Source organism: Streptomyces sp. NPDC085596, from assembly GCF_044541565.1.
GTDB lineage: Bacteria > Actinomycetota > Actinomycetes > Streptomycetales > Streptomycetaceae > Streptomyces.
This window is the reverse complement of sequence record NZ_JBITTC010000002.1, coordinates 907279-921152: the sequence shown is the minus strand read 5'-3', so window position 1 is coordinate 921152 and position 13874 is coordinate 907279. Positions and strand designations below refer to the sequence as shown.

At 70.9% G+C, this 13874-nt stretch carries 10 protein-coding genes; 7 read left to right on the top strand and 3 right to left on the bottom strand.

The annotated features are described in order from the left end of the window. Window positions 1–62: 62 nt before the first annotated feature. The 4 genes from ACIGA3_RS09660 to ACIGA3_RS09645 all read left to right on the top strand — a co-directional run bounded on the left by ACIGA3_RS09660 (window position 63) and on the right by ACIGA3_RS09645 (window position 6677). Window positions 63–1484, top strand: coding sequence for a diaminobutyrate--2-oxoglutarate transaminase family protein (locus tag ACIGA3_RS09660; RefSeq protein WP_399712250.1), 1422 nt, complete (start codon window positions 63–65; stop codon window positions 1482–1484). A gap of 299 nt (window positions 1485–1783) precedes the next feature. After that, window positions 1784–3721, top strand: a complete 1938-nt coding sequence (locus ACIGA3_RS09655; protein ID WP_399712248.1) for an IucA/IucC family protein — start codon at window positions 1784–1786, stop codon at window positions 3719–3721. A gap of 35 nt (window positions 3722–3756) precedes the next feature. Beyond that, window positions 3757–4539 (top strand): GNAT family N-acetyltransferase, encoded by a 783-nt coding sequence (locus ACIGA3_RS09650; RefSeq protein WP_399712246.1) that lies wholly within the window; start codon window positions 3757–3759, stop codon window positions 4537–4539. 161 nt (window positions 4540–4700) lie between these two features. Beyond that, the gene (locus ACIGA3_RS09645) at window positions 4701–6677 is read left to right on the top strand and encodes an ATP-dependent DNA helicase (protein ID WP_399712243.1); all 1977 of its coding nucleotides are present in this window, start codon (window positions 4701–4703) and stop codon (window positions 6675–6677) included. Window positions 6678–6810: 133 nt separating this feature from the next. Here ACIGA3_RS09645 and lexA read toward each other — a convergent pair whose 3' ends face one another. Continuing rightward, complete coding sequence (gene lexA / locus ACIGA3_RS09640) at window positions 6811–7587, bottom strand: transcriptional repressor LexA (protein ID WP_399712241.1); 777 nt, start codon at window positions 7585–7587, stop codon at window positions 6811–6813. 583 nt (window positions 7588–8170) lie between these two features. On the opposite strand from lexA, the gene nrdR reads away from it, so the two are divergent. Next, window positions 8171–8740: a transcriptional regulator NrdR gene (gene nrdR / locus ACIGA3_RS09635; protein WP_399712238.1), complete on the top strand. Its 570-nt coding sequence runs from the start codon at window positions 8171–8173 to the stop codon at window positions 8738–8740. 165 nt (window positions 8741–8905) lie between these two features. Next, window positions 8906–11806 (top strand): vitamin B12-dependent ribonucleotide reductase, encoded by a 2901-nt coding sequence (locus tag ACIGA3_RS09630; RefSeq protein ID WP_399712235.1) that lies wholly within the window; start codon window positions 8906–8908, stop codon window positions 11804–11806. Window positions 11807–11937: 131 nt separating this feature from the next. Here ACIGA3_RS09630 and ACIGA3_RS09625 read toward each other — a convergent pair whose 3' ends face one another. Then, the gene (locus tag ACIGA3_RS09625) at window positions 11938–12291 is read right to left on the bottom strand and encodes a MerR family transcriptional regulator (RefSeq protein WP_399712232.1); all 354 of its coding nucleotides are present in this window, start codon (window positions 12289–12291) and stop codon (window positions 11938–11940) included. 95 nt (window positions 12292–12386) lie between these two features. On the opposite strand from ACIGA3_RS09625, the gene ACIGA3_RS09620 reads away from it, so the two are divergent. After that, window positions 12387–13172, top strand: a complete 786-nt coding sequence (locus ACIGA3_RS09620) for an amidohydrolase family protein (RefSeq protein ID WP_399712229.1) — start codon at window positions 12387–12389, stop codon at window positions 13170–13172. Between the two features lie 27 nt (window positions 13173–13199). Here the strand turns inward: ACIGA3_RS09620 and ACIGA3_RS09615 are convergent, their stop codons facing one another. Further along, the gene (locus ACIGA3_RS09615) at window positions 13200–13715 is read right to left on the bottom strand and encodes a hypothetical protein (RefSeq protein ID WP_399712226.1); all 516 of its coding nucleotides are present in this window, start codon (window positions 13713–13715) and stop codon (window positions 13200–13202) included. Window positions 13716–13874 lie beyond the last annotated feature (159 nt).

Below are 13874 nucleotides of genomic sequence, written 5' to 3'. Positions count from 1 at the left end.
CTGCTGCCTGCGCCCGTCCCTGTCGAGCAACTCGCCTCTGGACAGCGGGAGGACAGCGAGCCGTGGCCGTGACCGAGTCGGAGGCCGACAGCACCTACCGGGGAACTCCGGCCGTGCACGAGGGGATTCTCAGGCGCCAGTCGGCGCGCGAGTCCGCCGCGCGTACCTATGCCCGAGCCCTGCCCATCGTGCCCGTGCGGGCGCGGGGCCTCACCATCGAGGGCGCGGACGGCCGTCGTTACCTCGACTGCCTCTCCGGCGCCGGGGCGCTGGCCCTCGGCCACAACCACCCCGTCGTGCTGGAGGCCATCCGCAAGGTCCTCGACTCCGGCGCACCCCTCTCCGTGCTGGACCTGGCGACCCCGGTCAAGGACGCCTTCATCACCGAGCTGTTCCGCACCCTGCCGGCCGGGTTCGCCGACCGGGCCCGGGTCCAGTTCTGCGGCCCGGCCGGGACCGACGCGGTGGAGGCCGCCCTCAAGCTGGTCCGGGCCGCGACGGGCCGCACCGGCATCCTCGCCTTCACCGGCGCCTACCACGGCATGACCGCGGGTGCCCTGGCCGCCTCCGGCGGCGCCACCGACCTCCAGGTCGGCCGCCTGCCCTACCCGCAGGACTACCGCTGCCCCTTCGGCGTCGGCGGCCCACGCGGCGCCGAACTCGCCGCCCGCTGGACCGAGTCCGTCCTCGACGACCCCAAGTCGGGCGTTGCCCAGCCGGCCGGGATGATCCTCGAACCCGTCCAGGGCGAGGGCGGGGTGATCCCGGCACCGGACGACTGGCTGCGCCGGATGCGGCGGCTGACCGCCGACCGGTCCATCCCGCTGATCGCGGACGAGGTCCAGACCGGCGTCGGCCGCACCGGTGCCTTCTGGGCCGTCGACCACAGCGGAATCACCCCCGACGTGATGGTCCTGTCCAAGGCCATCGGCGGCAGCCTCCCGCTGGCCGTCGTCGTCTACCGCGAGGAACTCGACGTCTGGCCGCCCGGTGCCCACGCGGGTACCTTCCGGGGCAACCAGCTCGCCATGGCCGCGGGCACCGCCACCCTCACCCACGTCCGCGAGAACGGCCTCGCCGAACGAGCCGCCACCCTCGGTGCCCGCATGCTGGACCAACTCCGGCAGCTCCAGAGCGCGTTCGCCTGCGTGGGAGATGTGCGGGGGCGCGGGCTGATGATCGGGGTGGAGCTGGTGAACCCGGCGGCCGCGCCGGTGGGAGGGCCCGTGCCGGAGGCCCGCGGCTCCGGGGCGGACGGCTGGGACTCGGCGACGGCACCCCACCCCGCCGACCCCGAACTCGCCGCGACCGTCCAGCGCGAGTGCCTCGACCGGGGGCTGATCGTGGAACTCGGTGGCCGGCACAACAGTGTCGTACGGCTTCTCCCGCCGCTGACCATCAGCGACGAGCAGGCGTCGGCCGTACTGGACCGCCTCGCCGACGCGGTGACCGCCGCGAACCGCAGCCACCAGCGCACGGGCTAGCCGCCCCGGCCGGGCCGCCCCACCGCCGACGCGCACCCTCCGCGCGCGTCGGTGGACACCTACGGGCCCACCCCGGCCGCCTCTCACCAGCGCCACACCTCCGTCCAGGCGGCCGAACCGCCGCCGACACCCCGACCGCGCCCGATGCGCATCGGCACCCCCAGCTCTCGTCCCCGCCCGCCTCTCAACCCGCCCCACCTCTCAACCCGCCCCACCTCGCGATCCGCCCCGCCTCTCATCCGCCATGCGGAGCCCCTCCGCGATCGCCCCCGCACCCGCATCACCCCCGAGGAGCCGTCATGAACGCCACCCCCGCACCGGACGGCCGTTCCGAGACCCCCGAAGAACCGGCGGACCCCGGCAGCCCCGGCGCCCCCGTGCCGCTCGCCGACGCGGTGCCGCACCAGAAGCGGCGCACGCCGGGCGCCGGACGGGCGGGCGAGCCCGACGCCGACCCACTGGAGGCCCCCGATCCGCACATCGCGGCCCAGGCGGCGGCGGTGGAGAACCTGCTGCGCTGCTGGGTACGCGAGACCGGTCCCACCGCCCCCGACACCGGCGTCCTGCACATCCCGCTGCCCGCCAGCGGCACCGCCCTCATCACCCCCGTACGTCACTGGTCCCCGACCGGCTGGCACCGCTTCGGCCCACCCCGGCTCTCCGGCACCCCCCCACACGCCCCCTCGGTAGACGCCGTCACCCTCGCCGCCCTGCTCACCCGCGAGACCCCCGGCACCGGCCAGGCAGGCACCACCGAGCCCCACGGCACCGCTCCCGCGGACGGCGCCGACCTCGTCGCCCGCGTCGCCGACTCACAACGTCACACCGCCACCTTCCTGCGCGACCGCCACGCCCACCCCGAGGACGGACCGGACCTCTTCCTCAACGCCGAACAGGCCCTGCTCCTCGGCCACCCCCTGCACCCCACTCCGAAGAGCCGCGAAGGGCTCACCGAAACCGAAGCCCGGCAGTACGCGCCGGAGTCACGCGGCTCCTTCCCCCTGCACTGGATGGCTGTCGCCCCCTCCCTGCTCGCCTCCGACTCGGCCTGGACCGAGCGCGGCCGTCCCGTCCCCGCCGACCGGCTCATCGAGCAACTCGCCGGAACCGCCCTTCCCTTGCCCGACGGCTACGGCGCCCTTCCCCTGCACCCCTGGCAGGCCCGCGACGCACGGCACCGCGCGCCGGTCGCCGCCCTGCTGGACGCCGGCCTCCTGCGCGACCTCGGCCCCCTCGGCTCACCCTGGCACCCCACCTCCTCCGTACGAACCGTCCACCGCTCGGGCTCCCCGGCGATGCTCAAACTGTCGCTCGGCCTGCGCATCACCAACTCCCGCCGGGAGAACCTGCGCAAGGAACTCCACCGGGGCGTCGAGGTGCACCGCCTGCTGCGCACCGGACTGGCGAAGCGGTGGCAGGCCGCCCACCCCGGCTTCGACATCGTCCGCGACCCCGCCTGGCTCGCCGTCGACGACCCGGACGGACTGCCCGTGCCCGGCCTCGACGTGATGATCAGGCACGCCCCGTTCGCTCCCACCGACGACATCGGCTGCGTCGCCGGACTCGTCTCGCCGCGCCCGGCCTTCGAACAGAGCCCGACGGCAGACCCCGGACTCCTCCGCTCCCGGCTGGCCCAACTCGTCGCGCGGCTCGCCGCCCGCACCGGCCGGCCCGTGGGCGCCGTCGCAGCCGAGTGGTTCCTGCGCTACCTCGAACAGGTCGTCCGGCCCGTCCTCTGGCTCGACGGCGAGGCGGGAATCGCTCTGGAGGCGCACCAGCAGAACACGCTGCTCCGCCTCGACCAGGACGGCTGGCCGGCCGGCGGCCGCTACCGCGACAACCAGGGCTACTACTTCCGCGAGTCCCGCCGTGCCGAACTCGACGCCCGGCTGCCCGGTATCGGCGAGCTCAGCGACACCTTCGTCTCCGACGAGGTCACCGACGAACGCTTCGCGTACTACCTCGCCATCAACAACGTGTTCGGCCTCATCGGCGCCTTCGGCTCCCAGCGCCTGGCCGACGAACACCTCCTCCTCGCCGCGTTCCGCCGCTTCCTCACCGCCGCCGCCTCCGGTCCCGCCGCCCTGCGCAGCTCCCTGCCGGGCAACCTGCTCGACTCACCCGTACTGCGCTGCAAGGCCAACCTGCTGACCCGGCTGCACGGCCTGGACGAACTCGTCGGACCCGTCGACACCCAGTCGGTCTACGTGACCATCGCCAACCCCCTTCATTCCTGAACCCGTTCCGTGTTCACGGCCCTTCGCCCGCCCCTATGAGAGGAGCGCACGTGTCCCTCACCGACACCGGCGCCGAAACCCTTCCCGGCCCCCTCGCCCCCGATCGCACAGGCCCGCGAGGCAGCGCGGACACCGGGGCGAGCGCGCTCCTCTGGGACAGCGAAGAGACACTGGACCTGCGTCTGCCCGCCGAATTCATCGCGCGCCGAGCCGAGTTGCCCGACCAGGCCGCTTCATCCCGCGATGCGGACCTGCTGGACGGCATCCACGCCTGGGGCCCGACCTCCACTCCTGTGGGCGTCTTCGAGCTGGTCCCGGTCCGCGTGGACCGCGATCTCCCCCTCATCCACGGCTGGATGAACGACCCCGCGGTCGCCGCGTTCTGGGAGCTGGCCGGAACCCGGGACCGGACGGAGCGCCACCTTCGCGCCCAACTCGACGGCGACGGGAGCAGCGTGCCCTGCCTGGGCATGCTCGACGGCACCGCGCTGAGTTACTGGGAGATCTACCGGGCGGACCTCGATCCGCTGGCCCGCCTCTACCCGGCGCGCCCGAACGACACGGGTATCCACCTGCTCATCGGGGAGGCCGCGCACCGGGGGCGAGGGGTCGGCTCGGCTCTGCTCACGGCTGTGGCCGAGCTGATCATGGAACGCCGCCGCGCCTGCACGCGCGTCGTCGCGGAACCTGACATCCGCAACACCCCCTCGGTGACCGCTTTCCTCCAGGCCGGGTTCCGGTGCTCGGCGGAGGTCGACCTGCCCGGCAAGCGGGCCGCCCTCATGATCCGGGACCGGGTCCGGCATGAACTCTCGTAGCACCACGTGACCGGATGCTCACTTGTTGTACGTGCGGCGGTTCCGTCGAGTTCCCGCTTCCGCGGAAAAAAGTTCAGGAGTTCGGAAGTGACCGCATACCGCTCCGCCCGCCTCGGCGGCCGGGCGCGATTGTCAGTGCGGGGCCGTAGGGTGGTCGGGCTATGACGAAGCCCTCACTCCCCGAACTCCTCCACGCCGCTGTCTCCGCCGTCGGCGGCATGGAGCGCCCTGGCCAGGTGACCATGGCCGAAGCGGTCGCCGAGGCGATCGACGACACATCCCATCTGCTGGTCCAGGCCGGTACCGGCACCGGAAAGTCGCTCGGTTATCTCGTGCCCGCGCTCGCGCACGGGGAGCGTGTCGTCGTCGCCACCGCCACACTGGCGCTCCAGCGCCAGCTCGTGGAGCGCGATCTGCCGCGTACGGTCGACGCCCTGCACCCGCTGCTGCGGCGCCGCCCGGAGTTCGCCATGCTCAAGGGCCGGTCGAACTACCTGTGTCTGCACCGGCTGCACGAGGGCATGCCGCAGGACGAGGAGGACGGACTCTTCGACCAGTTCGAGGCGGCCGCGCCCACCAGCAAGCTGGGCCAGGACCTGCTCAGGCTGCGCGACTGGTCCGACGAGACGGAGAACGGCGACCGGGACGACCTCACGCCGGGCGTCTCCGACCGCGCCTGGGCCCAGGTGTCGGTCTCGTCGCGGGAGTGCCTCGGCGCCTCGAAGTGTGCCTACGGCGCCGAGTGCTTCGCCGAGATGGCCCGGGAACGCGCCAAGCTCGCGGACGTCGTGGTGACCAACCACGCGCTGCTGGCGATCGACGCCATCGAGGGCGCCCCGGTGCTGCCCCAGCACGAGGTGCTGATCGTGGACGAGGCGCACGAACTCGTCTCGCGTGTCACCGGCGCAGCCACCGGCGAACTCACCCCCGGCCAGGTCAACCGGGCGGTCCGCCGCTCCGCGAAGCTCGTCAACGAGAAGGCGGCCGACCAGCTCCTGACCGCCGCCGAGGGCTTCGAGCGGCTGATGGAGCTGGCCCTGCCGGGCCGCTTGGAGGAGATCCCGGAGGACCTCGCCTACGCCCTGGCCGCCCTGCGCGACGCGTCCCGCACGGTGATCACCGCGCTCGGCTCGACGCGCGACAAGTCCGTGCAGGACGAGGACGCCGTGCGCAAGCAGGCGCTGGCCTCGGTGGAGACGGTGTACTCCGTGGCGGAGCGGGTGCTGAACGGCTCGGAGTGGGACGTCGTCTGGTACGAGCGCCACGACCGCTTCGGGGCCTCGCTGCGGGTCGCCCCGATGTCGGTGTCCGGGCTGCTCAGGGAGAAGCTCTTCACCGACCGCAGTGTCGTCCTCACCTCGGCGACCCTGAAGCTCGGCGGTGACTTCAACGGCGTCGGCGCCTCCCTGGGGCTCGCTCCGGAGGGGACCGAGGGCGACGACCTGCCGCAGTGGAAGGGCATCGACGTCGGCTCGCCCTTCGACTACCGCAAGCAGGGCATCCTCTACATCGCCAAGCACCTCGCCCGCCCCGCGAGGGACGGCGACCGTGGCGACATGCTGGATGAGCTGACCGAACTGATCCAGGCCGCCGGCGGCCGCACGCTCGGCCTGTTCTCCTCCATGCGGGCCGCGCAGCTCGCGGCGGAGGAGCTGCGGGTACGCATCCCCGAGTTCCCCATCCTGCTCCAGGGCGAGGAGACGCTGGGTGAGCTGATCAAGAACTTCGCGGCCGACCCCCGCACCTGTCTCTTCGGCACGCTGTCGTTGTGGCAGGGCGTGGACGTGCCCGGCCCCAGCTGTCAGCTGGTGGTCATGGACAAGATCCCGTTCCCGCGCCCCGACGACCCGCTGATGAGCGCTCGCCAGAAGGCGGTGGAGGACGCGGGAGGCAATGGCTTCATGGCGGTCGCGGCCACCCACGCGGCGCTGCTCATGGCACAGGGCGCCGGCCGGCTCGTCCGCGCCACCGGGGACCGAGGTGTGGTCGCCGTACTGGACCAGCGGCTGGCGACCGCCCGGTACGGGTCGTATCTGAAGGCGTCACTGCCCGACTTCTGGTCCACGACGGACCGGAATCAGGTGCGCAAGTCGCTCGCGGCGATCGACGCGATGGCCAGGGAGGCCGAGGAGGAGTGAGCCGGAGGCGCGGGCGGCTCGATGTATCGGCCCGCCCTCGCTGCTGATGGCAATGGCAGGGCCCCGGAACCGGCGCAGGGGTTCCGGGGCCCGGTGTGGGGGGACGAGCCGGGCGGCTCGTCCGGTGCGGGCGTCACACGCGGCGCAGTACCGCGACGACCTTGCCGAGGATCGTGGCGTCGTCGCCGGGGATCGGCTCGTAGGCCGCGTTGTGCGGGAGGAGCCAGACATGGCCGTCCTCGCGCTTGAAGCGCTTGACCGTGGCTTCGCCGTCGAGCATGGCGGCCACGATGTCGCCGTTCTCCGCGACCGGCTGGCGGCGGACCGTGACCCAGTCGCCGTCACAGATCGCGGCCTCGATCATGGAGTCGCCGACGACCTTGAGGACGAACAGCTCGCCGTCGCCCACGAGCTGCCGGGGGAGGGGGAAGACATCCTCGACGGACTCCTCGGCGAGGATCGGGCCACCGGCCGCGATACGGCCGACCAGCGGGACGTACGACGCGGCGGGCTTCCCGGCGGTGTCCGTGGGCTGGACGCTGACCGCCTGGTCGGAGCCGCGTACCTCGTACGCGCGGGGGCGGTGCGGGTCGCGGCGCAGGAAGCCCTTGCGCTCGAGCGCCATCAGCTGGTGCGCTACGGACGAGGTGCTGGAGAGGCCGACGGCCTGGCCGATCTCCCGCATGGACGGCGGGTAGCCACGACGCTGCACGGAGTCCCGGATGACCTCGATCACCCGGCGCTGGCGGTCGGTGAGTCCCGAGCTGTCCGCGCGGATGCCTGGAGGTCGGCCCGGCAGGGAGCGCTTGTGTCCTTCGGGCGCGGCTTCGTTCATCGCGTGCACCGGCTCCGCCCGGCCCTGGGAGCGGTCCTGGGCGGTGATGGCGGCACTGTCTGCGGTCGTGGTCACGTCGGCCCCTCTCGATGGTCTCCCTGCTGCACAACGGTAGTTGCTTTCGAAAGGTTGCGCCAAACACACGTTCGAGTGAAAAAGTGCGATTCGCGTGACGCGATCAAGTGTCCGGGTGTATGGCTTACGTGACGTCCGGCGGGCAAAAGTGCCCATTGTTGTACTCTTCACCGCCGGGGCGGACGGCCTCGCGGCCGCCGTCAGTGTGCCATTCGAACCCCGGCCGGCCGTTGTCCGGGTCCGCCCGCGGTGTGATCCCCGCCGGAATTCCCCGAGGGCTCCGCGCGGTGTTCACGGTATCCCCGTGACCCCGTCCGGCGGAGCGGGACGCCTGCGCGTGTCGCCCCGGCGGGCTCTCGGTCCGCTCCGGGCGCCCCCTTCCGCGGCGACACGCGTGTTTGCCTCGGCATCTGACCCCATCCCCACATGTAGTGGTTGGATGGCTACAGAGGCCCACAAGTTGTGGTTGTTCTCGGCCCCTGGGTCTTCGGGGCCTCCGCGATCGCCTATGCTGGGGGCTGCTTCGTGAGGCCCTTGAGGCCCGGCGGGGCCATCGAGTCTGCTGTGAGGAGGGTTGGAGAGCATGCACTGCCCCTTCTGCAGGCACCCCGACAGCCGTGTGGTCGACAGCCGTACGACCGACGACGGCACGTCGATCCGCCGACGCCGCCAGTGCCCCGACTGTTCCCGTCGTTTCACGACCGTGGAGACGTGTTCGCTCATGGTGGTGAAGCGGTCCGGCGTCACCGAGCCGTTCAGCCGCACCAAGGTCATCAACGGTGTGCGCAAGGCGTGCCAGGGGCGCCCTGTGACCGAGGACGCGCTCGCCCAGCTCGGCCAGCGGGTCGAGGAGGCGGTGCGGGCCACCGGGAGTGCCGAGCTGACCACCCACGACGTGGGGCTGGCCATACTCGGCCCGTTGCAGGAGCTCGACCTCGTCGCCTATCTGCGGTTCGCCTCGGTCTACCGGGCGTTCAACTCGCTGGAGGACTTCGAGGCCGCCATCACCGAACTGCGCGAAGCGACGCCGGACCCCGCCGCGGACGACGAGAACGTCAAGGGCGACGAGGGCGCTGTCGCGGGGAGCCAGGAAGACCAGAGCGGGCCGGGACGGACCACGCAGGTCCCCGTGCCCGCACGCGCCGCCGACTGACCGGCGGGCCGGACCTGGGGTCCAGTCCCCGGTCCGGCCGGCAGGCGGCGAACCAAAGACCTGTCGCGGGTCGCAGTTGAGGGTGCCCGCGACACCAGACAGAACACCGTGCCCTGGGAACATCGGGGCATTTCGGGGCGTTTTCGCCCGTACATGGGAGGCGGCATGACAGAGACGGCGAGCGGTCCGGCACGAGGTTCCCGCGCCAAGGGAACCAAGGCCGGCAAGGGGCTGCGCGTCGAGCGCGTCCACACCACCCCCGGCGTACACCCGTACGACGAGGTGGCGTGGGAGCCCCGTGACGTCGTCATGACCAACTGGCGCGACGGCTCGATCAACTTCGAGCAGCGTGGCGTCGAGTTCCCCGACTTCTGGTCGGTGAACGCGGTCAACATCGTCACCAGCAAGTACTTCCGGGGTGCCGTGGGCACCCCGCAGCGCGAGACCGGCCTCAAGCAGCTGATCGACCGCATCGTGAAGACGTACCGCAAGGCCGGCGAGGACCACGGTTACTTCGCGTCGCCCGCCGACGCCGAGATCTTCGAGCACGAGCTGGCCTACGCCCTGCTGCACCAGATCTTCAGCTTCAACAGCCCGGTCTGGTTCAACGTCGGCACGCCGCAGCCCCAGCAGGTCTCCGCCTGCTTCATCCTGTCCGTCGACGACTCCATGGAGTCGATCCTCGACTGGTACAAGGAAGAGGGCATGATCTTCAAGGGCGGTTCGGGCGCCGGTCTGAACCTGTCCCGCATCCGCTCCTCCAAGGAGCTGCTCTCCTCCGGCGGCAACGCCTCCGGCCCCGTCTCCTTCATGCGGGGCGCCGACGCCTCCGCCGGAACCATCAAGTCCGGTGGCGCCACCCGCCGCGCGGCCAAGATGGTCGTCCTCGACGTCGACCACCCCGACATCGAGGACTTCATCCAGACGAAGGTCAGCGAGGAGGAGAAGATCCGCGTCCTGCGCGACGCGGGCTTCGACATGGACCTGGGCGGCGACGACATCGCCTCCGTCCAGTACCAGAACGCCAACAACTCGGTCCGCGTGAACGACGAGTTCATGACCGCGGTCGAGAAGGGCACCGACTTCGGCCTGCGCGCCCGTATGACCGGTGAGGTCATCGAGGAGGTCGACGCCAAGGCGCTCTTCCGCAAGATCGCCGAGGCGGCCTGGGCCTGTGCCGATCCGGGCATCCAGTACGACGACATGATCAACAACTGGCACACCTGCCCCGAGTCCGGCCGGATCACCGCGTCGAACCCGTGCAGCGAGTACATGCACCTGGACAACACGTCCTGCAACCTTGCCTCGCTGAACCTGATGAAGTTCCTGAAGGACGACGGCAAGGGCAACCAGTCCTTCGAGACCGAGCGCTTCCAGAAGGTCGTCGAGCTGGTCATCACCGCGATGGACATCTCGATCTGCTTCGCGGACTTCCCGACCCAGAAGATCGGCGAGAACACCCGCGCCTTCCGCCAGCTCGGCATCGGCTACGCCAACCTCGGCGCCCTGCTGATGGCCACCGGCCACGCGTACGACTCCCAGGGCGGCCGCGCCCTCGCCGGTGCCATCACCTCCCTGATGACCGGCACGGCCTACCGCCGCTCCGCCGAACTGGCCGCGATCGTCGGCCCGTACGACGGCTACGCCCGTAACGCCGACGCCCACAAGCGCGTCATGAAGCAGCACTCCGACGCCAACGCCACGGCCGTCCACATGGACGACCTGGACAACCCGGTCTGGGCCGCTGCCACCGAGGCGTGGCAGGACGTGGTCCGCCTCGGCGAGAAGAACGGTTTCCGTAACTCCCAGGCGTCCGTCCTCGCGCCGACCGGCACCATCGGTCTGGCGATGTCCTGCGACACCACCGGTGTCGAGCCGGACCTCGCGCTGGTGAAGTTCAAGAAGCTCGTCGGCGGCGGCTCGATGCAGATCGTCAACGGCACCGTGCCGCAGGCCCTGCGCCGCCTGGGCTACCAGGAGGAGCAGATCGAGGCGGTCGTCGCCCACATCGCCGAGAACGGCAATGTGATCGACGCCCCCGGTCTCAAGCCCGAGCACTACGAGGTGTTCGACTGCGCCATGGGCGAGCGTGCCATCTCCCCGATGGGCCACGTCCGCATGATGGCCGCGATCCAGCCGTGGATCTCCGGCGCCATCTCCAAGACGGTCAACATGCCGGAGACGGCGACCGTCGAGGAGGTCGAGGAGATCTACTACGAGGCGTGGAAGCTGGGCGTCAAGGCGCTCGCCATCTACCGCGACAACTGCAAGGTCGGTCAGCCGCTCTCCGCCAAGACGAAGGAGACGGAGAAGGCCGAGGTCACCGAGAAGGCCGAAGCCGCCATCCGCGAGGCCGTCGAGAAGGTCGTCGAGTACCGCCCGGTCCGCAGGCGTCTGCCCAAGGGCCGTCCCGGCATCACCACGTCCTTCACGGTCGGCGGCGCCGAGGGCTACATGACCGCCAACTCCTACCCGGACGACGGTCTCGGCGAGGTCTTCCTGAAGATGTCCAAGCAGGGTTCGACTCTCGCGGGCATGATGGACGCCTTCTCCATCGCCGTGTCGGTGGGCCTCCAGTACGGCGTGCCGCTGGAGACCTACGTCTCGAAGTTCACCAACATGCGCTTCGAGCCGGCCGGTATGACCGACGACCCGGACGTGCGGATGGCGCAGTCGATCGTCGACTACATCTTCCGCCGCCTGGCGCTGGACTTCCTGCCCTTCGAGACCCGGTCCGCGCTCGGCATCCACTCCGCCGAGGAGCGCCAGCGTCACCTGGACACCGGTTCGTACGAGCAGTCCATGGATGACGACGAGGTCGACGTCGAGGGTCTGGCCCAGTCCGCCCCGCGTCACACCGAGCTGACGGCCGTCGCCACGCCGAAGGCCGAGGCGGAGTCCGCCAAGCCGGCCCCTAAGCAGGCCCACACCAGCGCCGAGCTGGTGGAGATGCAGCTGGGCATCCAGGCGGACGCCCCGCTCTGCTTCTCCTGCGGCACCAAGATGCAGCGCGCCGGCTCCTGCTACATCTGCGAGGGCTGCGGCTCGACCAGCGGGTGCAGCTGACCGTGAGCCCCCTGTGGGCTTGAGCTAGCTGTTCAGGTGGGGTGCCGGCGGTTACGCCGGCACCCCACCTGCGCGTTTTGCAGAACGCGGCCGCTCGCCCTCGGTGCGACCTCGCCGGGAGAAGGGTGCGACTACTCGCCGCGTTCGGCTGCCGCGATGGCCTGTTGCAGGGCCTGGCGAGCTTGGGCCAATTCCTCCGCACGCCGGTCGAGGCGGGCGAGTTGGGCGTGGAGCCTGCTCAGCACTCCCGGGCACGGGCGCAGCGAGCCGTCCGCGAGGGCGCAAGGCATCACCTGGCGGATCAACTTGGTGGACAGCCCGGCCGCCAGCAGGGCACGGATCTGCCTGACCGTCTGCTCGGCGGCATCGTCGTAATCGCGGTACCCATTGGCCTGACGGGTCGAGGTGAGAAGGCCGACACGTTCGTAGTACCGGAGCAGGCGCTCACTGGTCTCGGTTCTCCTGGCCAACTGCCCGATCAGCATTGCTTCTCCACGGAGCTTGACCTTGCCATGGTGTCAATCTTCAACGATGGGGTCGGCGGCAGCATTCCGTCACCGGCCCTGACCAGGAGAACCCGTTGATCATCGACGCGCACAGCCATGTCCACGATCCCGTGCACCGTCACATCGCCCTGCTGGACGAGGCAGGAGTCGACCGCGCCGTGCTCTTCAGCACCCGTCCGCATCCCGAGCGGGCCACCGATCTGACCTCGTTCCGGCGTGAGATGAGCGTGCTGGACGAGACGATCGGCGGAGGGTCCAGCGGTCCGGACAACTACCGGGCCGCAAGGCAGGAACTGGACTCGGCATGCGCGGCGTACCCCGATCGTTTCATCGGCTTCGGCAAGGTCCGCCTGGAACTGCCGGCCCAGCGGATCGCGGCAGAAGTCGAGCGGGAGATCGTCGCCCGGGGCTTTCGGGGCATCGGTGAGCTGACCCCGCCACCGGACGGGGCCGGACGGATCGAGCCGGTTCTGCGGGCTGCCGCCGATCACGGTGGGCTGCCTGTCGTCGTACACGGTTTCGCGCCGACCACGGCGGGAGACCTGGTGACTCTGGCCCGCCTCGCGCGCCGTCACCCGACCGTCCCCCTGGTGATCAGCCAACTCGGTGGACTGAACTGGCTGACGGCGATCGAGTTGGCCCGGGACACCCCGAACCTGTACCTGGAGCTGTCGACGGCGAACATCATCTTCGCTGTGCGGCTGGCCATCGACGAACTGCCGGACCGCACCCTGTTCGGCTCGGACGCGCCCTACGGTGACCCGCTCCTCGCCCGCGCCACCGTCGAACGCGTCACCGCGCCGGGTGCGCTGCGCGATCGCGTCCTGGGCGGAACCCTCGCGGAGCTGCTCGATCTCTGACCATCAGGAACGGGTGCCTGAGCCCCTTCACTGTCCGGGGCAGGGGTGCACGGGGTGGCCGAGGGCGCGGACGTGCTTGGCCATGATCTCGAAGTTTCCCGTCGGGGAGAGACCGGCGGCCGTGCGGCGGGTCAGCGGAGCGCCGGTCATGAGGTCGCGCACGGCCTCGATGCCGACGGTGCGGCCCCAGTATTCCTCGGCGTACCTCACGTACGCCTCCGGGCTGCCGTCTGCGAGGAGGTCGAAGAGCCATTCGGTGCCGTCCGACTCGTCGGCGGCGAACTTCACCGGCCCGCACTGCCAGGCGTCCGCGCCCGTCTCGCGCCATACGCAGACCGTGGCGTCGAAGAAGCCCTCGAACTGGAACTCCGGCGCCGTCGCGTAGTGCGCGAGCGAGGCGGGCAGGCCGTCGAGCAGCCCCGGCCAGTGCACACGCTCGTCCTCACGCCAGGGCGTGGCGTCGCATTCGTGGTCGAAGCCGTGGAGGAAGACCCCGGCCGGGTCGAACACGATGCTCCACCGGTCCCCGGAGCAGTTGTCCATCCGCGCCAGGGCGACCCCGTCGCGCCAGCCGGGCTGGTCACGTGCATGGGTGCCGCCGGGTCGAGGACGGTGTCCAGCACCGCGAAGGCTCGGCAACGGGCCGCCAGGACGGCCGGGTCGGGCAGCCGGGGCAGCAGGTCGTGGACGTTCATGACGGTC